This is a genomic window from Acinetobacter sp. NCu2D-2 (assembly GCF_001647675.1).
In the GTDB taxonomy this organism is placed as follows: Bacteria; Pseudomonadota; Gammaproteobacteria; order Pseudomonadales; family Moraxellaceae; genus Acinetobacter.
Genome location: NZ_CP015594.1, coordinates 2,261,869 through 2,280,804, shown reverse-complemented (window position 1 = coordinate 2,280,804; position 18,936 = coordinate 2,261,869). Strand labels below are relative to the sequence as shown.

The following is an 18,936-nucleotide window of genomic DNA, read 5'->3' as shown; positions in this document are numbered from 1 at the left end:
AAACTGACATAGCTCCTTGTTTGATGTGGACAAACTTGAAAAATTTGTCGTTATAAAGGCATGTCTATATGGACAAAATATAAAATTGAGTAAATGAATAGAATTCAATAGTTTGGTGTGTGTCCATACAAAGTGACTTATGGAATGAATTGAATTAATGATCGTTGTTGCGATTATCGGTATTCTTGCTGCAGTAGCACTTCCTGCGTACCAAGACTATACAGTACGTGCAAAAGTGTCTGAAGGTATTCTTGCTGCGTCGTCTTGCCGTACTGCGGTAACAGAAGCAATTCAAAATGGCATGATTCCTGAGCAAGGTAAATGGGGTTGTGAACAAGGAGTAACGGCTCAAGATGCAATTGGAAGTAATCCTCCTGTACAAGCAGAACGTGCATCTAAATTTGTTTCAACAATTAAAGTAAGCTCAGAGCCAGCGACACCAGGTCAGATTACTGTGAAGTTTGAAAAACTAAACGAATTAAAAGCTGCTTCTGAGAGTTCAATTACGATGGTTCCTTTAACTGCGTCTAATGTAGCATTAAAAGGTAATTACGATGAGGATGCAGATAAGTGGGATTTTGGTAATGTTGCTGCAGCAACTATTTCTGAGTGGGCTTGTGGGCCAGCTGCTTCAGGTAATGGTACACCAACACCAGCGAAGTACCTACCAGCTAGCTGTCGTGTAAATTTAGATGGTAATCCTCCCATAAATAACCGAAGTTAAAAGTAGAGGTTAAGCAGCCATTAGAGGTGGCTTTCCTTTGTTAGCTTGATGTGGTCTTTCATGGTTGTAATGCCACAACCAGTTTGTTGCATAATCTTGTACTTCATCCAAAGTATCAAATAAATGCTTGCTCAGCCAACTATAACGTATGGTCCGATTATAGCGTTCAATATACGCATTCTGCTGTGGCTTACCCGGTTGAATATATTCAATACGAATACCGTGCTCAGTAGCCCAGCGCACAAATTCGTGACTGATAAATTCGGGACCATTATCGCATCGGATCACTAACGGTTTTTCTCTCCACTCCAGCAATTGATTCAACGTACGAATAACCCTGATTGTGGGCAATGAGAACCCTGCTTCAATGGCTAGGCCTTCGCGGCGGTAATCATCAATCACATTCAATAATCGAAACTTGCGACCATCGGAAAGCTGATCATGCATAAAATCTAATGACCAAACCTGATTTTCTCGGATTGGTTCTTTCAATGGTTCAGGCGCATGCCGTTTTAGTCTTCTTCTCGGTTTAATACGCAGATTCAGTGCCAACTCACAGTAAATGCGGTAAACCCGCTTGTGATTCCAGCAGCAACTCTCAACATGCCGTAAATACGAGAAGCACAAACCAAAGCCCCAGTCGGAATTTTCCTCAGTGAGTTCAATGAGCTGTTCAGCAATGAGTGCATTGTCATCGCTGAGTTTGGCTTGATAGCGGTAGCAGGTTTCACTAATGCCAAATGCTTTACAAGCCAAACGAATACTAATGGCATGCTGGGCAACTGCCTGTTGTGCCATCTTACGCCGGCAAGATGGCTTTACCACTTTTTTACCATCGCTTCCTGGATGATTTCGGCCTTTAATCGCTCTTCCGCATACATCTTTTTAAGTCTGGTATTTTCGGCTTCTAGCTCTTTCAGTCGAGCCATTAATGATGTATCCATACCACCATATTTGGCACGCCATTTATAAAAGGTAGCATTACTCATGCCGTGTTCACGGCAAAGGGTCGCTACAGGTGTGCCAGATTCTGCCTGTTTCAAGATGGACATGATCTGACTGTCAGTAAATTTAGATGTTTTCATGCAGAATCTCCTGCTCGTATCTTAAGAGAAAATTCTACTTTTAGATCCTATTATTTTTAGGGGGGATTACCAGATGACCTTAACTAATATCTTTATAAATAAAAGCTGACTTAGGTCAGCTTTTTTTATGTATAGTCATAATTACTTTGTTTTAAATATTGCTAAAAAGAACACGACTATGTCTAAACGGTTACGGTTTTTTGTGGGGCATTTGGTTGTCTCCTTGTGTATTGCTCTCGTTGTACTCAGTCTCGTATATGGGCTATGGTATCCAGCACCCTTTGCAATGGCTGTGGGCGTGACACCTATCTTTCTGATGTTATTAGCGACTGACGTGGTTTTGGGTCCTTTGCTGGGTTTTGTAGTTTATAAAAAAGCAAAAAAATCACTCAAATTTGACCTAAGCATTATTATTTTGATTCAAATATCAGCACTTAGTTTTGGTATCTATAATATTGCACAGGCACGTCCAGCATGGATTGTATTCAATACAGACCGTTTTGAATTGATTCGTAATACTGATCTTATTTTATCAGAAAAAAAACCTGAAACAGCATTTTCACATGTTGGTTGGTTTGGGCCAAAGTGGGCTGCAGTCAAAGTTGCTTCCGATGTAGAGCAAAAGAATGAAGATTTATTTGTGGAAGCACTCGGAGGGATTTCAATTGCACAACGTCCTGAACGTTACTTTGCATTAAAAGATATTCGACAAGATATGGTGTATCGTGCTCAAGATCTTCACAAGTTAGAGGCATTTAACGAATCAATTCATGTTAAATCATTTCTGCAAAAATATTCTCAGGCAAATGCGTGGTTACCATTGAAAGCTAATGCTGTTGATATGGTAGTCAGAGGTGGTCCCACTTGTTTGAACAACTAAAAGCGTATTTATAAGTGATATTCCGCTCTAGTTAAGCCACCTTGTTTTGTTGGGGTAGCTGATCATAGTAAAACTCATTTGGTGTCAATTTGTCTAGACTCGAATGAGGTCGTTTCAAATTATAAAACTCAAAATATGCACTCAATTGCTTTTTCGCATCTGTGACACTGCTATAAGCTTTGAGATACACCTCTTCATATTTAACGCTCCGCCATAATCGTTCAACCATCACATTATCAATCCATCGACCTTTACCATCCATACTGATTTGAATGCCATTTGATTTCAATACATCAATAAATGCATCACTGGTGAACTGACTGCCTTGGTCTGTATTAAATATTTCAGGTGATCCATATTTTTCAATTGCTTCATTTAAAGCCGAAATACAAAAATCCACCTCCATACTAATCGATACCCTATGCGCAAGTACCTTGCGGCTATGCCAATCAATCACAGCACATAAATAAACAAAGCCTTTTGCCATAGGGATATACGTTATATCCGTAGACCACACTTGATTACTGCGCAGAATAGCCAACCCTTTGAGCAGATATGGATATTTACGGTGAGCTTGATTAGCCTGGCTTAAATTTGGTTTGCAATATAACGCCTGAATACCCATTTTCTTCATTAAAGTACGTGTATGACGTCGTCCTATATGATGCCCTTGACGATTCAACAAATCACGCATCATACGACTGCCTGCAAAAGGATATTGCATATGTAATTCATCAATACATCGCATCAGCTTCAGATCTGATGAGCTAACAGGTTTTGGGCGATAATAATAACAACCACGAGAGACTTTCAGTAACTTAGCCTGTTTAGATACTGAAATCTGAAGTGAGTGATCGATTAACTTTTGTGGTTGAAGCGGCCCAGTTTCTTCAACACACCTTCTAAAAAATCAATTTCTAATGCCTGCTCACCGATTTTTGCATGTAACTTTTTAAGATCAATGGGGGGTTCTGATGGAGCTTTTGATTGATCGAAAGCTTGCGAGGAAGCTGAGATCAATTGATTTTTCCAGTCAATAATTTGGTTTTGATGAACATCAAACTCAGAACTCAATTCAGCAAGTGTTTTTTCTGCTTTGATCGCAGCAAGTGCTACCTTAGCTTTAAAGTCGTTTGAATGATTTCTTCTTGGTCTACGTGCCATAAAATACTCCATATATTGATGTTTATAACATCATTTGAGGAGCAGAATATCACTTATAGGAGTTGTTCAAATTTCCGGATCCATCTCTGTCTTAATTAATAGAGAAAATGCAGAAATAGTCGAAATTATAGATCTGCGTCCATGGAATTGAGTTACATTTTTAGTACTAAAAAAGCAGATTATCTTTTAATCTGCTTTTTAATTATCATATGCCCAATTTAATATTTCCGAATTGGTCATGAAAACTGTCCTTGCACTTATAGCTGCATTCCTTATCTCTCTTGCATGGCTTAGCCCAGTACATTACCGTCCGTGGGTGACTTATACGGGCGAGCTCTATGCATTTATTGCCTTAATTGCGCTTGCCGCAATATGCTTTAAAGATAAATTGACTATTCCAAAAGTGAGTTTACCTTTAATTGCTCTCGCAACTGTTCCTATCTTTAAATATTTTCTAGATCAGGTCTTTTTCTCAAGTATCGCTCTAATGGGATGTTTGTATATTTTGAGTTTTTGGTTAGCGCTGATACTTGGTCGACAGTTGTCTGCTGAGCAATATTCTCGAGAGCAAACCTTTACTTATTTAAGTCAAACCTTTGCTATTTCAGGTGTTCTGACAGGCCTAATTGCGCTATGCCAATGGTCAAATCTAGATGCAATTATCCCTGGTGTTATGAATATCAGTGGCACAACACGCCCATTTGCCAATTTTGCCCAGCCAAATAACATGGCGACATTTTTGCTCATGGCATTAATGGCAACACTATATCTGTATGAGAAAAATAAACTCAGAACAGTTTGGTTAGTTCCCGCGGCACTTATTATGATAATGGGCTTAGCCTTAAGCCAGTCACGTACTGCATGGGTCGCGGCAATCGCAATCGTTTGTTATTTAAGTTTCTATCAATATAAAAGTGTTATTCGCCTTAAATGGTTCTATAGCCTGTTATGGTTAGGTTTATTTATTGGCTTTATCTGGTTATTCCCAATACTCAGTCAGCTTGCAGTTCAAGCCATGGATGCCGAAGTTATCCGTAGCCGCAGTGTAGTGTCTCGTGCAACAGGGGATATGTCGCGTCTTGCAATTTGGCAACAAATGATCGCTGCAATTGAAGCACGTCCTTGGTTTGGTTATGGTTGGTATCAAACTAGTACAGCATTCACGTCGATTTCAGAAACGGTTCAAGGACCAGTTTGGGTACGTAGTGCACATAATTTTATTCTCGACTTTATTTTATGGAATGGTGTGATCGTTGGTGTGCCATTCTTGGCTTATTTTGGTTATCTGGCATATCGCTTACAAAAATGGGTAAACAGTCCTGAATCAGTCATCGGTATTTTGATGATTGGCGCTTTCATTACCCATACGATGTTTGAATTCCCTCAGAACTATGCTTATTTCCTTTTACCTGTAGGCTTTATTATTGGGACGATTCTCGCGCAAGAAAAAGATTTAAAAGTCATTACGCTAAATGCAATTTGGTCAAAGCTTATAGTGGTTATAGCGATCATTTTAACCTGTGTCATTGTTCGCGATTATGATGTCGCTGTAGCGAAGATAGGTGAATCTATGCGCTATGAAAAGCAGCCTGAGAAAATTCAAAATCAACAGCCAATTTATTTATTGAGTGAATTAAATCATCGTATTGAATGGATTTGTTTGAATCCACTAAGCAAAGTTGATCCATCAATCATTCAAGAGGGTGAGCATTTAGTTTTAAGCTATCCAACTCGTTACAACTTAATGAAGTATGCAAAACTACTTGCTTATAATGGCTATGAGCAAGAAGCATATCATCAGTTACTTCGTTTGAAATTGATTCAAAAAGTTGATTTGAGTTATGAAGAGTTACTTGAAATGATTGCTGAGTAATCTGAATAGATCAATAAAAAAGCCAGCATTTGCTGGCTTTTTGTTCAAAGATTAAAGTTGGCTTTGAATGTAGTTTTCAATACCCACTGTTTCAGCTAAATCGAGCTGAGTTGTGGCCCAATCCAAATATTCTTCTTCTTTTTCAAGAATTTCTTGCAGCAAGTCACGAGTCACATAATCCATCGTAGCTTCAGCAAGCTCGACTGATTTCTGGATCGCTTCAATATTTTCTTTCACTTTGCGAACGTCGCATTGCAACACTTCAACAGTGTGCTGACCAATATAAAGTTTGCCTAAATGTTGTAAGTTTGGCAGACCTTCTAAAAATAAAATACGCTCTATAATCTTATCTGCATGCTTCATCTGACGAATAGATTCTTTATATTCTGCAGAACCCAGTTGTTCAATTCCCCAATCATTGAACATACGTGAATGTAGAAAATATTGGTTAATCGCAGTGAGATGGTGATAAAGCACCTGATTCAGCTGATTAATAACATCACGATTGCCTTTCATGCACGTACTCCATTCCATGTTGCAAAACTTCTGAATCAGAAGCGTATAACACTTATCTTAATCGAACTGTTATGTAGATGGCGAGTAATTTATTGAACAGCAAATGAAAATCGCAATCAGTTTAAATGTGTATAAAAAATAAAACCCGCCAGAGTCAAGGGCGGGGGAGGAGTAATGATCTTAAGACCATTTATTTTTTGCTTATGTTTATCTTTAATATTTAAGCAGCAACAGCCAATCGAGCGGCAATTTGAGATATTTCATCACTAATGATCATTTTTGCTTCAGGAGCACAACGCCCACAACATGTACCTAAATCAAGTAATTCGCGGATTTCACGATAACTTTCAGCACCATTTGCAATCGCATCTTTAATGTCTTGATCTGTAATGCCACGGCACAAACAAACGTACATATTGTAGATAACCACAGTGATTAAATAAGATAAGTAATATTATTGATAATTGTTATCGTTTGTCAATAAAAATCATTTAAAAAAGGATTTAAGCTCATTGATGTTTTAGATGGCAAAATAAAACCTGAGCGGAAAAGTGAGTATGACTCGCAATCTTGCTCAGGTTTTATAAAAACGAAAAGGTTGTAAAATTATTGTTGAATAATGACCACGCCATCCATTTCCACCAATGCACCTTTTGGTAGGCTTGCAACACCTAGGGCTGCACGTGCAGGATACGGTTGAGCAAAATACTCACCCATAATTTGATTGACCAATTGAAAGTGGGATAAATCAGTCAAGAAAATATTTAATTTCGCAATATCAGCGAGGGAGCCTCCAGCGGCTTCACAAACTGCTTTTAAATTATCAAACACACGACGAATTTGAGCTTCAATGCCTTCAACCAATTCCATGCTATATGGATCTAAGCCAATTTGGCCAGAAAGATATAGCGTATCGCCCACTAAAATCGCTTGAGAGTAAGTACCAATCGCTGCAGGGGCATTTTCAGTATGGATCACTTGGCGGGACATCAATTTCTCCTATTATCATCTACATACATCATATTAGCACTTGTCAAAAGACGAAAGCACTATCGTTTTAAATGATTAACTTGCCTTAGAAGTTTCCGCAATGGTAATGGGTTGCGGCAAACGGGTGATGCGTGGGAAGCCGTAATTCATACGCAGATCACGAATCAGTTGAGCAATTTGCTTACGGTTATGCACGACGACATTTACATAGGTTTTGCCTTCATAATTACGTACCGACTCCACCCCAGACTTAGCTTTACGACATTGATAAATCAGATCTGAAATTTGCTCATCATTCATCGCTAGATCGATGCAGAGATAAGCGGTGAAACTAATATCTTCACTGTCATCCGTAGCCCAGCTTAACGGCATGATATTTTCAGGGTGCAAATGCTGTTCATGCAATAAATTATGACAACGCGCACGATGCACAATCAAACCGCGACGGGTTAAATGGCCTTGGATTGGATCGCCGAGAACAGGGTTGCAGCAATGCGCATATTTAACATCAGCACCTTCAGTACCTTTAATCAGTCGACTTGATGCTGATTCATCTTGGCTGTCATGTGCAAAAAGATGATTGGCAACCAACTGCGGTAGTAAATCACCAACCGCAATTTGCTCAAATAATCGGTCTTTTTCTTGAATATGACGCCAAGTGAGTAGTGATTCCCAATCTTGTTGGGTCAAATCGTGAATTGAACGATTGAAGAGTTTTAATGCACGATTTAAGGCTTGCTGGCCTACCAAAATTTGTTCATCCCGATCTTGCTCACGCAAAATATTTTGGATGGCACGACGCGCTTTTTGTGTATTAATAAAGCTCAGCCAATCAGGATTTGGCGTGGCAAGGACATCGGTGATGATTTCAATCACTTGACCACTTGCAAGCGGGGTCGAAAGCGGTTTAATCTCGCCATTAACCTTACTACCAACCGCATGGTTACCTAAAAATAAACTTGCAGAGTAAGCAAAATCGACTGCAGTTGCCCCTTGAGGGAGTTCGTGTAAATGACCTTGCGGGGTATACACCCAAATTTTTTCTTGGTGTAAATAATCAAGTAATTCGCTAAAGGTTGTTTTAGCACACTCACCATCAACGAGCACATTTAAGTTTTGCATTGAGGCTTGAATTGCAGAACGACAGGCCTGAGGAGCATTTTCGCCAAGTACCACACCTAATCGAGCCGCTTTACGCATCAACTCGGTTTGGATGGTCAAAGAGAGCGTGGTTTTTTCACCCTTAATCCGCATCATTAAGGATTGGTTGCCACCAGGAAGTGGTTGGCGAATATGATCTTGAAAACTGAGTACTTTAAAGCTTTCTTTCATTAGTTCTGCGAAGCGGTCACAGTCAGCAATATTTTGCAGAATAATTTCGAAGGCATGGCTGTGGGTGAGTTCTTGTAGATCAATGTCATTTTTTACAAAGTGGCGAAGCAACTCAATATTATTATCTTTTTTCTTAATACGCCCTTGGATATTTTGTTTTTCAAGAATTTCAGAGAGTTTCTTTTCCCAAATGGCTTGATATTCACAGCGTTTGGATTTGGTTTGCTGCAAGGCAGCTTGAACATCGTTATACATATCTAAATCGAGATTTTGATAACAAAGATGTTCTAGATTGTCGGCAATTTCATTCATGCCGACCAAGCGTGCCATAGGCACAAATATTTCAAAGGTTTCTTTGGCAATACGAGCACGTTTATCTGGACGCAAGGCTTCTAAAGTCGTCATGTTGTGATAACGGTCAGCGAGTTTCACAATAATGACACGTGGATCTTGTAAGGTAGCTTGTAGAATTTTTCGGAAAGAAGCCGCTTTATTAAATTCTTTGTCGCTTGAATGGCTGAGTTTCGTCACCCCATCGACCAGTTCAGCCACTGTTTTACTAAAGGTATTGGTAATATCTTCTTTGGAAAATTCGGTGTCTTCAATCACATCATGTAAAAGTGCAGCCATGAGCGTTTCAGTATCTAGTCGCATATGCGCCAAAATGCTGGCTACTGCAATAGGGTGTAACACATAGGGCTCACCACTTTTTCGGGTGATTCCATCATGCGCCATATCGGCATAATCACAGGCCGCAAGTACACGCTCGACGTCACTTGGTGCTAAGTATTCGTCGATAATGATTTTAAGCTGCTGCTTGGCTTGGCTGACCTGTGGGCCTGGCATAAAACACCTTTAAAACTAAAAATTCTACAAAAAATAGGTTAATACTTTAATGAAATGCATATCGCGACGCTTGTCAATTTTTTAAGCTGAAAATGGCGTAAAATTTACACAAACGATATTCTTCAACCTTATGTTATAACTGTTCTGACGCCAAGATAAAAGTATGCATATAAAAAAAGCCTAGTTAAAAACTAGGCTTTTTTACGATGGTGATCTTATTGGAAAGAAAAACCATCCAAGTTTAGATTATTTGCAGAAAGCGCAAGGTCTAAACTAGACGTTTGATAATCTTGATCACGTTGTTTCAAAATATCTTTAGATACATGACCTTCAGCGATTTCACGCAACGCAACAACAGTTGGCTTGTCATTGTCCCATTCAACAGTAGGTTCAATGCCTTGACGTGCCAATTGACGCGCGCGTTTGCTTGCCACTAATACAAGCTCAAAGCGGTTGTCTACGTGCTCTAAACAGTCTTCAACGGTGACGCGTGCCATAAGAAATCTCGTTTGAGTAATATTTTAACAGACTGCAAAGTATAAAATGCTTTGTCTATAGACTCAAGTTTTAATCACTGTTCTGTCGGAGTAATTAACTTTTCAATCAACTTTTGGTGGCGTTCTGACTGTTGTGATAACACTAAACGATTGGCAATAATTACCGCTTCAAGATCATGCAATGCTTTATTAAAGTCATCATTAATAATGACATAGTCAAAGTTCACATATTGCTGCATGTCTTCAACCGCACAGCTTAAACGATGTTCAATAACTTCCACAGAATCGGTACCACGATTTGATAAACGCTGACGTAAATCAAACTGGCTTGGTGGTAAAATGAAAATTTGTTTAGATTCAGGAAAAAGCTTACGAACTTGCTCAGCACCTTGCCAATCAATCTCTAGAAGAACATCATGACCTTTAGCAAGTTGCTCTTTCACAGTCGCCTGAGCAGTACCGTAGTAGTTACCAAATACTTCAGCGTATTCAATAAAACCACCTTCATTGACAAGGTTTAAGAAGTCTTCTTTGGTTGCAAAATGATAGTGAACACCATCAAGTTCGCCAGGTCGTTGACCACGTGTTGTATGTGAAACCGAAACATGAAGATTATTCACACGTTCAAGTAGTGCTTTAACGAGGGATGTTTTGCCTGTTCCAGACGCAGCAGAAACGACAAACAAGAGACCCGACATGATATTTTTCCTGATATGATAAAATATCTTCTCTATTTTAGAGTAGACGGGCATTAAACTAAATAGTTGTGCGTCGATTGTTTACATTTATTTCAAATCACCCCCTATAAATTAGTCGGCATTGAGGATTTTATGGAAATTGTTTTAGCAAACCCACGTGGTTTTTGTGCAGGTGTAGATCGAGCGATTGCGATCGTGAACCGCGCACTAGAATGTTTTAATCCTCCCATCTATGTCCGACACGAAGTAGTTCATAATAAATTTGTAGTTGATGATCTACGTCAACGGGGTGCGATCTTTGTCGATGAACTTGATGAAGTGCCAGATGATAATATTGTGATTTTTAGTGCACATGGTGTTTCTAAAGCTGTTCAACAAGAAGCAGCACGCCGTGGTCTAAAAGTTTTTGATGCGACCTGTCCATTGGTGACTAAAGTCCATATTGAGGTGACGAAATATGCTCGTGAAGGCGTAGAAGCGATTTTAATTGGTCATGAAGGGCATCCTGAAGTTGAAGGAACCATGGGGCAGTACGATAAAAATAATGGTGGTGACATTTATTTAGTCGAAGACGAAGAAGATGTGGCTGCACTTAATGTGCGTAATCCTCAAAAAGTCGCTTTCGTCACTCAGACTACACTTTCAATTGATGATACAGCGAAAGTGATTGATGCATTACGCAGTAAATACCCCGAAATTCAAGGTCCTCGCAAAGATGATATTTGTTATGCAACGCAAAATCGTCAGGATGCAGTGAGAGATTTATCTGAACAGTGTGATGTTGTATTGGTTGTTGGATCACCGAATTCATCTAATTCAAATCGTTTGCGTGAATTGGCTGAGCGTATGGGTAAATCTGCATACTTGGTGGATAATGCCGATGAACTTCAACAAGACTGGTTTGAGGCAAATTCCAAAATTGGAGTGACTGCTGGGGCATCTGCACCTGAAATCTTAATTAAACAAGTTTTACAGCGTCTACAAGATTGGGGTGCGGCAGTACCTAAAGAACTTGAAGGCCGTGAAGAGAACATCACGTTTAGTTTACCTAAAGAACTCAGAATTCCTGTTACTCAGGCTTAGATTGAATCTTATTTAATACGTTAATTTAATTCTTATCTAACAGACAGTTGTCGAATGACAATTGTCTGTTTTTTTATGCCATCCGTCTTTATAGAGAATGTATTTCACAATAATTTGGTTAAGATTTGTAATAGGGATTTTATGTGCTTGGTAAGTTTATGCGAAGGAAGAGTGGATTCACCTTGGTAGAGTTGATGGTGACGATAGCTGTCGTGGCCATTGTTGCTGTGATGGCAGCACCTTCGTTTGGCACTATGTTAGATCGTCAAAATTTAAATAAAAGTAGTACTGAGTTAGTGAATATTTTAGCTCAGGCAAGATCTAAAGCTGCATTAGATCGTAGAGAAATTAGTGTCAACATCGGTACAGCGGGTACAGATGATGATGAGACGCTACATTGGATACCTTCTGGGAAGGCTACACTGCAATCTACACCGACTGTCATTACGTTTATGCCGAATGGAATGGTGCAAGATCCAGCAACCTTACGTGTAATCACCACAACGACTACATTTGAAGTATGTGACCGAGCAGATGACCCCACCACATCAAAAATTATATCCATTTCGCGTATGGGGACGATGATCCTAGACAGTATCGTGGACAATCGATCCCTCTAAACTTTTAATATATTTCTGTTCAAAGGCTTCTGGACTTAACCAACCGTTTGCAGAATGCCTTCTGACCCGATTGTAATAAATCTCAATATAGTCAAACAAGATACCGTCTTAGTAGTCAATCAGGTTTTGAGATTATTCGACCAATAAATAATCTCTTTGATAGGCAGTCTGATGTTTTAAAACGCCATAACACAGATGTATAAGCTTGCGCATTGCAGCACCTAAAGCACACATTTTATTTTTACCCTGGCTTAATAATCGTTGATATAAAGCTTCAATGTGTGGATTATATTTAATCGCTGTTAATGCTGACATATACAATACTGAGCGTATTTTACTGTCACCTGCTTTTGATAAGTGACTTTGCTTGTTGACTGAACTGCCAGACAACTGATGTACTGGAACCAAACCTACATATGCAGCAGCTTGACTTGCTTTTTCAAACTTGTGCGAATGAAATAACCCCAACAGTAATAAGCCTGATCGTTCACCGATTGAAGGAATAGTTTGCAGTAATTTCAAATCCTGTTTCAATGTTGGATTTTGATCTATATGATTATTTATTAACTTATCAATATGTTCAAGTTGCTGATTTAAATACTCAATATTCTCTTCAAGTAATTTAATCACAACAACGGAGGTATGAGTAGACTGCGCCTTTTCAAGTCGATTCTTTTCCTGTAATAGACTACCTAGATAGACATCTCGTCTGCCTAGTAAAGCTTTTAATAATCTGACATTTTCAGGTTCAGGCTGCCATATGATTAACTTTGCGGTGTAACCATAACGTGAAAGAGCTTCACTATCAGCTTTATCCGTTTTATTTAGCATGGACATGCCTTTGGCAAAGGCTCTTACTCGTGAAGGATTAGCCACACAAACCTTTACACCTGCATCATATAGATAATATCCCAAATTCTCATGATAAACCGAAGTCGCTTCCATGATTGCTGTCACTTGATCAGGTTCAATTTTAAGAGTGATGAGCCATTTGAGCAGACTGCCAAAGCCACTTTCTGTATTAGTAAATATTTTATTTTTTCTTTTTCCAGTCAAACCTTGAGGGAAAATGCAACAATCTATTTTGGTTTTACTGACATCAATACCTAGCATAATCATGGTGATATTCCTTGAGTTTAAGCTATGATTTTTATCCCATTAACCATCATCTTACCTTGTGAATACAGCATCAAAGTGCTTAGTTACCGTTCAGAGTTGTATGAGGGATAAGGGCAAATTGTAGGTTTTATCTCAGGTTCAAATTTAAGATTTTAGCAGCATTCCAAACTCTACAATTTGCGTATAGTGGTAGCTAATCACTATATCAATCAAGATACAAGCAGCATTGCTGTGCAAGATAGCCATTTCTTGAATCTCCAAAGATTAAAGTTACGTTATCTTTAGAGGGACGTGCTGTCCATTATTTTGTCTAGGATCAGATATCACTTTACAGTCTAGTACCGTCACAGGGGGAACCACAGATTCAGCATCTAAACTTATTGAATTGACCGATACCAATCGTTTTTCGACCGCTACACGTCATGCACCTTATGCGACAACGCATGGTTGGTTCTATAAATTTAAGAGCTTTAAATTACAAAGTGAAAAGGTCATGTCAACCCCAATTGTTATCAACAATGACCTTTATGTGACAACATTTGACGGTAGTAAAGATGGTCTTGCTGGCGATTGTGGTGCAGGCGTTAAGGGTGAAAGTTTTATGACATTATTCTGCATGCCTTATGGTCAATGTAACGGTGGTTCAGTGTCATCTTACCGTTTGAACTTGGGGGCTGGTATTGTAGGTGGTGCTATCGGTGCGGGGGGTGGATCTGGTATGCAGCGTCTAATCGTGGCGAACGTTGATTCTACCGGTATCTCAAATAATGCAATTTTACAAAAACGCTATAACACTGCTAACCAGTTAATTCCGCAGCGTTGGTATGACCAGCGTTAAGGAGTATATGATGCAAAAACAATCCTTAGGATTTACTTTGGTTGAACTGATGATAGTGGTGGTGATTTTAGCTATGTTTGCAGCTATTGCGATTCCATCCTATCAAAGTTATACCCGACGAGTTGCTGCCAGTCAGGTTGAACAGGAAATGTTACGAATCTCTAACTTATTAGAGCGGCATAAAGCACGAAGTTTTTCGTACCAGAATTTTGCAACTACTACGGCGACGAGTCCTGCTAATGCTACAGGAAGTACGATTAAGTACAATATTGAAATTTTTGATGCAGACGATACAGATTCGATGCTTACCGATGCAAATGCATCGGGTCGTAACTGGGTCATGCGTGCTTTGAGTACGGACAATAAAAATTTCTCTTATTTACTGACGAGCACAGGCATGCGCTGTAAGAATAAGACACTTGCTAATATTTCATTTGAAAATTGTGGTACTGTCGGGAGCGAACCATGGTAAAAAATACAGGTTTTACGCTCATTGAGATCATGATTGTCGTTACCATTATTGGTATTTTGGCTGCGATTGCATACCCGTCGTATCAGGAATATGTGCGTAAGACACATCGTGTTGCAGTGCAGTCAGAAATGTTAGATATCGCTAAAAAACTACAACGTTATAAAGTGGCAAATTTTCGCTATTTACAAGCAAATGGTAATCCAATTACATTGGCGAATATAGGGGAAACAGCAACAATATCATATCCAAGACAAGGTCAAGCGCTCTATACTATCTTAAAGTGAAAGAGGACTCCACCCGACAGTCAGGGTGGAGGTGAATTTCAAGGATTTTAACCTTGTTGGTTTTCAATGTATTTTTTAATAATATCCAAAGGTGCGCCACCACAAGACCCTGCAAAATATGAGCGTGACCACAAAACAGGTTTTGCATAACTACCACGTAAATCTAAAAACTCATTTCTCATTCTTCTGCTTGTTACTGATTTTAAGTTATTTACCAATTTACTGAGTTGAACTGTCGGTGGGTACTGAATAAGCATATGAACATGGTCAGCTTCACCATTACACTCCTTTAATTCCGCATCAAACTCTTTGCAGATTTCAGATGCACACTCAATAAAATACTTATGATGCAACTCACCTAGAATTTTCTTTCTGTACTTAGTAATAAACACTAAATGTACATGCAAATTAAAGGCTGAATGTCGGTTTTTATATATTTCTGTCATTGGTAAATGGCTTAATTAGTGGTAGTATTTATACATATTAACACATACACACTCATTTATGAAAATCAACAAAGCGTACAAATTTAGGCTTGAGCCTAATGCAGAACAGGAGCTTGTTTTAAACAAGTTGCTTGGTTCTGCACGTTTTGTTTGGAATCAGATATTGGCTGCATCATTCGAGATGCTTGCTAATAATGAGCGAATTAACAAAGTTAATTTAGTTAATAAAATCCCTGAATTACGCAAAAAGCCTGAGTGTGCTTTTTTAGAAAACAGTTCAAATGGTGTCTCACTTCAACAAAAAGTTCGTGATCTTGGTGATGCTTGGGGTAAATTCTTCGATAAAAAAGAACAAGCCAAGCTAAAGCAAAAACCATTCAAAGCTAAGAAGCCAAAATTTTTTAAATTACCCGATGGTAATGAAATTCAACTTAGACCACTCATGCCACGATTCAAGAAAAAATCAGATGGTTATGATTCAATTCGTATTGTTCAATTTAATAGGTATTGTTGGGTTAAAGGCAACCAAGTTAAATTGCCTAGTGATATTGGCGTTGTAAAATTTAGAAAATCACAAGATATTTTAGGCGAGATTAAGAACGTCACAATCTCAAAGCATGTTGGCAAGTGGTATATCTCTTTTGGTGTTGAAAACACAATTGAAACACCAATTCACCCATCTAAATCAGCTATTGGTGTTGATCTTGGCATCAAGAAATTGGTCACAACCTCTAATGGTCAGGTATTCAACCCGATCAATAGTTTTAAAGCCAATCAAGTGAAATTAGCTAGACTTCAACGCAAGTTGAAAAAGAAAACCAAGTTCAGTGAAAATTGGAAAAAACTTAATTTAAAAGTTAACAAACTACATCATCATATTGCCAATATTCGGCATGACTACTTGCACAAAGTCACTACAACTCTCAGCAAAAACCACGCAATGATCGTAGTTGAGGACTTAAAAGTAGCTAATATGTCGAAGTCTGCAAAAGGCTCAATTGAGAAAAAAGGAAAGAATGTTAAAGCCAAATCAGGCTTAAACAAATCAATCCTAGATCAAGGGTGGTCAATGCTTGTTGATATGTTGGAGTATAAGCAACAATGGCGAGGTGGCTTACTTGTTAAAGTTGACCCTAAATATACAAGTCAGACTTGTAGTTCATGTGGTCATGTTGCAAAAGAAAATAGGCTCACTCAGGCAAACTTTAACTGTATTGAGTGTGGTTTTAGCGAGAATGCGGATATAAATGCTTCTCGCAATATTTTGGCGGTGGGACACACCGTTTTGTCTGTGGAGGGTGGATGCGGTAAAGGTCGCCTTGTGAAGCAGAAAGCAAGTGAAATCCGTGAGGAAGTCGCCTAAGAGCTTTTGCTTTTAGAATCCTCCACTTGAGCTAGTCGAAAGTGGTGGGAGTGTGTCAATAGTCTTACTGATGTTACAGCAAATACATGGGTTTTAAATGCAGTGCCTATTTCAGGTACTGTCCAACAAACGGATGGTCATAACAGGCTTAACCACCGCGGTGAAAAATGTTGGTATAAAGGTTCATCGTGTACACCATCTGCAACTACCAATTGGGACGGTAAATAAAAAATCAAAATTGTAGCCAAACAATTTTTGATCTTTCATTCAGGGCAAAGTTCACGTAAAATACTGCCCTCTATGAAAGGGGTTTGAATTGTATCGATGGTCGGTGCAGGGATAATCCGTAAAAACTATAAGGTTCTATCATGGTTGTTATTCGTCTTGCACGCGGTGGTGCTAAAAAACGTCCGTTCTATCAAATCATTGTGACTGATAGCCGTAATGCACGTGACGGTCGTTTCATCGAACGTATCGGTTTCTTCAACCCTACAGCTCAAGGTAAAGCAGAAAAACTTCGTTTAGACGCTGACCGTTTTGCTCACTGGGTTTCTCAAGGTGCTCAACCTTCTGAACGTGTTGCTTCTTTAGCTGCTCAAGCTAAAAAAGCTGCAGCTGCTGCGTAATACGGTAGTAGCTAGCCCATGACACCAACACAGAATGTTCCCGAAGATCGTATTCAGATTGGACAGCTACGTTCAGCATATGGATTAAATGGGTGGCTCTGGGTTTATTCCAATACAGAACCTATGAGCAATATCTTTGACTACCTGCCTTGGTACATTGAGACTAAAGCAGGTTGGCAAGTAGCAGATGTAAAACGTTGGAAACCACATGGCAAAGGCCTGGTTGTTAGCTTAAAAGGTGTGAGCGATCGCACTGGAGCAGACGAACTGGTTGGCGCAAATATCTGGATTTCAAAAGCGCAACTGCCTCAACCGGGCGTGGACGAGTATTATTGGTCTGATTTAAAAGGTCTAACAGTGTTAGGTCTGGACGATGAAGAACAAGAAGTGAATCTCGGTCAAATCCATGAATTGTTTGAGACAGGTGCCAACGATGTGATGGTAGTTCGTGCAACTTCAGACAGCGTCGATGGCGAAGAACGCATGATTCCATGGCATAAAGATGTGGTACAACGCGTTGATCTCGAAGCGGGTCGTATTTACGTCAATTGGGGCGTAGACTACTAACATTTTTGGAAATACGGGAGTCTGCGATGTTTTTTGCAGTCATTACGCTTTTTCCTGAAATGTTTGAAGCGATTACACGTTTCGGTATTAGCGGGCGCGCAGCACAGCGTAACTTAATACAAGTGCATTGTATTAATCCTCGTGACTATGCTGAAGGGAATTACAAACGAGTGGATGAACGTCCATTTGGTGGTGGTCCCGGTATGGTGATGATGGCTGAGCCATTGGCAAAAGCAATCCACCGTGCCAAAGAGCTTGCTTGTGAAGCAGGTGTAACCCATGTTCCTGTGGTGTATATGTCACCGCAAGGCAAAACCTTAAATGAACCTGCAGTACAGGATTTCGTCAAATATGATGGATTGATTGTACTCTGTGGTCGTTATGAAGGTGTTGATGAACGCTTAATCCAAAAATACGTTGATCAGGAATGGTCAATCGGGGATTACGTGTTATCGGGTGGTGAGTTGCCTGCGATGGTGTTATTAGACAGTATTATTCGGAGACTTCCGGGTGCCATGTCTGATGAACAATCCCATGTGCAAGACTCCTTTGTGGATGGTCTTTTAGATTGCCCACAATATACCAAGCCAGATCATTTTGAAGGTTTGGATGTGCCTGAGGTACTTAAATCAGGTCACCATGCAAACATAGAAAAATGGCGGTTTTTGCAGCGTTATCAGCGTACACTTGAACGTCGACCTGAATTGGTTGAACAAGTCGAGCTGACTAAAAAGCAAAAAAAATGGCTAAAAGATTTGCCAGAACATAAAGCTTAATTTATGCTCTGCGCACAATGAAAAGCTTGATCTTCGGATTAAGTATTAAATAGGCTCTTTATGCATTGAAGCGGTCAAGCATAAAGGGAAAGCTAATCGGGTCTATGCGCTTTAGCCTCTAGCCCCAGCGATGATTA

21 protein-coding genes and 2 pseudogenes are annotated in these 18,936 nt (G+C 39.4%); 12 read left to right on the top strand and 11 right to left on the bottom strand.

Annotated features, from left to right (window positions below; translation table 11 throughout):
- Positions 1-157: 157 nt before the first annotated feature.
- A complete protein-coding gene (locus tag A3K93_RS11020; protein WP_067731264.1) occupies positions 158-724 on the top strand; it encodes a pilin in 567 nt (188 codons plus the stop codon).
- A gap of 9 nt (positions 725-733) precedes the next feature.
- On the opposite strand, the gene A3K93_RS11015 is transcribed toward A3K93_RS11020, so the two are convergent.
- Positions 734-1,809, bottom strand: a protein-coding gene (locus A3K93_RS11015) for an IS3 family transposase (RefSeq protein WP_101494812.1) whose coding sequence is annotated in 2 segments (ribosomal slippage) — positions 734-1,557 and positions 1,557-1,809 — 1,077 coding nt in all. Because the reading frame shifts where the segments join, the coding sequence is not laid out codon by codon here.
- A gap of 178 nt (positions 1,810-1,987) precedes the next feature.
- Here A3K93_RS11015 and tfpZ point away from each other — a divergent pair.
- A complete protein-coding gene (tfpZ, locus tag A3K93_RS11005) occupies positions 1,988-2,689 on the top strand; it encodes a TfpX/TfpZ family type IV pilin accessory protein (protein WP_067731263.1) in 702 nt (233 codons plus the stop codon).
- Positions 2,690-2,720: 31 nt separating this feature from the next.
- Here tfpZ and A3K93_RS14740 read toward each other — a convergent pair.
- A protein-coding gene (locus A3K93_RS14740) for an IS3 family transposase (protein ID WP_227509860.1) occupies positions 2,721-3,853 on the bottom strand; the annotation gives its coding sequence in 2 pieces (ribosomal slippage) (positions 2,721-3,601 and positions 3,601-3,853; 1,134 coding nt in all).
- A 238-nt stretch (positions 3,854-4,091) separates the two neighbouring features.
- Between A3K93_RS14740 and A3K93_RS10990 the strand changes: the two genes are divergently transcribed.
- Positions 4,092-5,726 carry a PglL family O-oligosaccharyltransferase gene (locus tag A3K93_RS10990; RefSeq protein WP_067731262.1) on the top strand — a complete coding sequence of 545 codons (1,635 nt, stop codon included), beginning with the start codon at positions 4,092-4,094 and terminating at the stop codon, positions 5,724-5,726.
- A gap of 51 nt (positions 5,727-5,777) precedes the next feature.
- Here A3K93_RS10990 and bfr read toward each other — a convergent pair whose 3' ends face one another.
- From bfr to gmk, 6 genes are all read right to left on the bottom strand, one after another.
- Positions 5,778-6,242 (bottom strand): heteropolymeric bacterioferritin subunit Bfr, encoded by a 465-nt coding sequence (gene bfr / locus A3K93_RS10985; RefSeq protein ID WP_067731261.1) that lies wholly within the window; start codon positions 6,240-6,242, stop codon positions 5,778-5,780.
- Between the two features lie 220 nt (positions 6,243-6,462).
- Complete coding sequence (locus tag A3K93_RS10980) at positions 6,463-6,657, bottom strand: bacterioferritin-associated ferredoxin (protein WP_067731260.1); 195 nt, start codon at positions 6,655-6,657, stop codon at positions 6,463-6,465.
- 191 nt (positions 6,658-6,848) lie between these two features.
- Positions 6,849-7,232, bottom strand: coding sequence for a RidA family protein (locus tag A3K93_RS10975; protein ID WP_067731259.1), 384 nt, complete (start codon positions 7,230-7,232; stop codon positions 6,849-6,851).
- A gap of 75 nt (positions 7,233-7,307) precedes the next feature.
- The gene (locus A3K93_RS10970) at positions 7,308-9,410 is read right to left on the bottom strand and encodes a RelA/SpoT family protein (protein WP_067731258.1); all 2,103 of its coding nucleotides are present in this window, start codon (positions 9,408-9,410) and stop codon (positions 7,308-7,310) included.
- Positions 9,411-9,625: 215 nt separating this feature from the next.
- On the bottom strand, positions 9,626-9,907 hold the full coding sequence (rpoZ, locus tag A3K93_RS10965; protein WP_067731257.1) for a DNA-directed RNA polymerase subunit omega: 282 nt from the start codon (positions 9,905-9,907) through the stop codon (positions 9,626-9,628).
- Positions 9,908-9,981: 74 nt separating this feature from the next.
- The gene (gmk, locus tag A3K93_RS10960) at positions 9,982-10,605 is read right to left on the bottom strand and encodes a guanylate kinase (protein ID WP_067731256.1); all 624 of its coding nucleotides are present in this window, start codon (positions 10,603-10,605) and stop codon (positions 9,982-9,984) included.
- A 132-nt stretch (positions 10,606-10,737) separates the two neighbouring features.
- Between gmk and ispH the strand changes: the two genes are divergently transcribed.
- Positions 10,738-11,688: a 4-hydroxy-3-methylbut-2-enyl diphosphate reductase gene (gene ispH, locus A3K93_RS10955; protein ID WP_067731255.1), complete on the top strand. Its 951-nt coding sequence runs from the start codon at positions 10,738-10,740 to the stop codon at positions 11,686-11,688.
- Between the two features lie 158 nt (positions 11,689-11,846).
- Positions 11,847-12,308, top strand: a complete 462-nt coding sequence (locus A3K93_RS10950; RefSeq protein ID WP_067731732.1) for a pilus assembly FimT family protein — start codon at positions 11,847-11,849, stop codon at positions 12,306-12,308.
- Here A3K93_RS10950 and A3K93_RS14840 read toward each other — a convergent pair.
- Positions 12,276-12,416, bottom strand: a pseudogene (locus A3K93_RS14840) (IS3 family transposase); the annotation flags it as partial. The gene A3K93_RS10950 and the pseudogene A3K93_RS14840 sit on opposite strands and share 33 nt — an antisense overlap.
- Before the next feature lie 24 nt (positions 12,417-12,440).
- The gene (locus tag A3K93_RS10945; RefSeq protein WP_067731254.1) at positions 12,441-13,427 is read right to left on the bottom strand and encodes an IS110 family transposase; all 987 of its coding nucleotides are present in this window, start codon (positions 13,425-13,427) and stop codon (positions 12,441-12,443) included.
- 385 nt (positions 13,428-13,812) lie between these two features.
- Here A3K93_RS10945 and A3K93_RS15080 point away from each other — a divergent pair, with 385 nt between their 5' ends.
- From A3K93_RS15080 to A3K93_RS10930, 3 genes and pseudogenes are all read left to right on the top strand, one after another.
- The gene (locus A3K93_RS15080) at positions 13,813-14,265 is read left to right on the top strand and encodes a hypothetical protein (protein WP_067731253.1); all 453 of its coding nucleotides are present in this window, start codon (positions 13,813-13,815) and stop codon (positions 14,263-14,265) included.
- Entirely contained in the window at positions 14,252-14,737 is a 486-nt protein-coding gene (locus A3K93_RS10935) for a type IV pilin protein (protein WP_269465702.1), read from the top strand. Before A3K93_RS15080 ends, A3K93_RS10935 begins: the two co-directional genes overlap by 14 nt.
- Positions 14,731-14,919 (top strand): annotated as a pseudogene (locus A3K93_RS10930) (type IV pilin protein); the annotation flags it as partial. The gene A3K93_RS10935 and the pseudogene A3K93_RS10930, both read left to right, overlap by 7 nt.
- Positions 14,920-15,068: 149 nt before the next feature.
- Here the strand turns inward: A3K93_RS10930 and tnpA are convergent.
- Positions 15,069-15,467, bottom strand: coding sequence for an IS200/IS605 family transposase (tnpA, locus tag A3K93_RS10925; protein ID WP_067727883.1), 399 nt, complete (start codon positions 15,465-15,467; stop codon positions 15,069-15,071).
- A 58-nt stretch (positions 15,468-15,525) separates the two neighbouring features.
- On the opposite strand from tnpA, the gene A3K93_RS10920 reads away from it, so the two are divergent.
- The 4 genes from A3K93_RS10920 to trmD all read left to right on the top strand — a co-directional run bounded on the left by A3K93_RS10920 (position 15,526) and on the right by trmD (position 18,799).
- Complete coding sequence (locus A3K93_RS10920; RefSeq protein WP_067731251.1) at positions 15,526-16,830, top strand: RNA-guided endonuclease InsQ/TnpB family protein; 1,305 nt, start codon at positions 15,526-15,528, stop codon at positions 16,828-16,830.
- A gap of 368 nt (positions 16,831-17,198) precedes the next feature.
- Positions 17,199-17,456, top strand: coding sequence for a 30S ribosomal protein S16 (gene rpsP, locus A3K93_RS10915; protein ID WP_004826436.1), 258 nt, complete (start codon positions 17,199-17,201; stop codon positions 17,454-17,456).
- An 18-nt stretch (positions 17,457-17,474) separates the two neighbouring features.
- Positions 17,475-18,023 carry a ribosome maturation factor RimM gene (gene rimM, locus A3K93_RS10910; protein ID WP_067731250.1) on the top strand — a complete coding sequence of 183 codons (549 nt, stop codon included), beginning with the start codon at positions 17,475-17,477 and terminating at the stop codon, positions 18,021-18,023.
- Between the two features lie 26 nt (positions 18,024-18,049).
- Positions 18,050-18,799 (top strand): tRNA (guanosine(37)-N1)-methyltransferase TrmD, encoded by a 750-nt coding sequence (gene trmD, locus A3K93_RS10905; protein ID WP_067731249.1) that lies wholly within the window; start codon positions 18,050-18,052, stop codon positions 18,797-18,799.
- Positions 18,800-18,936: the final 137 nt, after the last annotated feature.

What these genes read in the sequence shown, in the direction of transcription:
- A3K93_RS10920 (WP_067731251.1), top strand. Translation starts at nt 15,526, where the DNA reads ATGAAAATCAACAAAGCGTACAAATTTAGGCTTGAGCCTAATGCAGAA.
- trmD (WP_067731249.1), top strand. Translation starts at nt 18,050, where the DNA reads ATGTTTTTTGCAGTCATTACGCTTTTTCCTGAAATGTTTGAAGCGATT.
- A3K93_RS10935 (WP_269465702.1), top strand. Translation starts at nt 14,252, where the DNA reads ATGACCAGCGTTAAGGAGTATATGATGCAAAAACAATCCTTAGGATTT.
- tfpZ (WP_067731263.1), top strand. Translation starts at nt 1,988, where the DNA reads ATGTCTAAACGGTTACGGTTTTTTGTGGGGCATTTGGTTGTCTCCTTG.
- gmk (WP_067731256.1), bottom strand. Translation starts at nt 10,605, where the DNA reads ATGTCGGGTCTCTTGTTTGTCGTTTCTGCTGCGTCTGGAACAGGCAAA.
- A3K93_RS10945 (WP_067731254.1), bottom strand. Translation starts at nt 13,427, where the DNA reads ATGATTATGCTAGGTATTGATGTCAGTAAAACCAAAATAGATTGTTGC.
- A3K93_RS11020 (WP_067731264.1), top strand. Translation starts at nt 158, where the DNA reads ATGATCGTTGTTGCGATTATCGGTATTCTTGCTGCAGTAGCACTTCCT.
- rpoZ (WP_067731257.1), bottom strand. Translation starts at nt 9,907, where the DNA reads ATGGCACGCGTCACCGTTGAAGACTGTTTAGAGCACGTAGACAACCGC.
- A3K93_RS10970 (WP_067731258.1), bottom strand. Translation starts at nt 9,410, where the DNA reads ATGCCAGGCCCACAGGTCAGCCAAGCCAAGCAGCAGCTTAAAATCATT.
- A3K93_RS10950 (WP_067731732.1), top strand. Translation starts at nt 11,847, where the DNA reads ATGCGAAGGAAGAGTGGATTCACCTTGGTAGAGTTGATGGTGACGATA.
- rpsP (WP_004826436.1), top strand. Translation starts at nt 17,199, where the DNA reads ATGGTTGTTATTCGTCTTGCACGCGGTGGTGCTAAAAAACGTCCGTTC.
- ispH (WP_067731255.1), top strand. Translation starts at nt 10,738, where the DNA reads ATGGAAATTGTTTTAGCAAACCCACGTGGTTTTTGTGCAGGTGTAGAT.
- A3K93_RS10990 (WP_067731262.1), top strand. Translation starts at nt 4,092, where the DNA reads ATGAAAACTGTCCTTGCACTTATAGCTGCATTCCTTATCTCTCTTGCA.
- bfr (WP_067731261.1), bottom strand. Translation starts at nt 6,242, where the DNA reads ATGAAAGGCAATCGTGATGTTATTAATCAGCTGAATCAGGTGCTTTAT.
- tnpA (WP_067727883.1), bottom strand. Translation starts at nt 15,467, where the DNA reads ATGACAGAAATATATAAAAACCGACATTCAGCCTTTAATTTGCATGTA.
- rimM (WP_067731250.1), top strand. Translation starts at nt 17,475, where the DNA reads ATGACACCAACACAGAATGTTCCCGAAGATCGTATTCAGATTGGACAG.
- A3K93_RS10980 (WP_067731260.1), bottom strand. Translation starts at nt 6,657, where the DNA reads ATGTACGTTTGTTTGTGCCGTGGCATTACAGATCAAGACATTAAAGAT.
- A3K93_RS10975 (WP_067731259.1), bottom strand. Translation starts at nt 7,232, where the DNA reads ATGTCCCGCCAAGTGATCCATACTGAAAATGCCCCTGCAGCGATTGGT.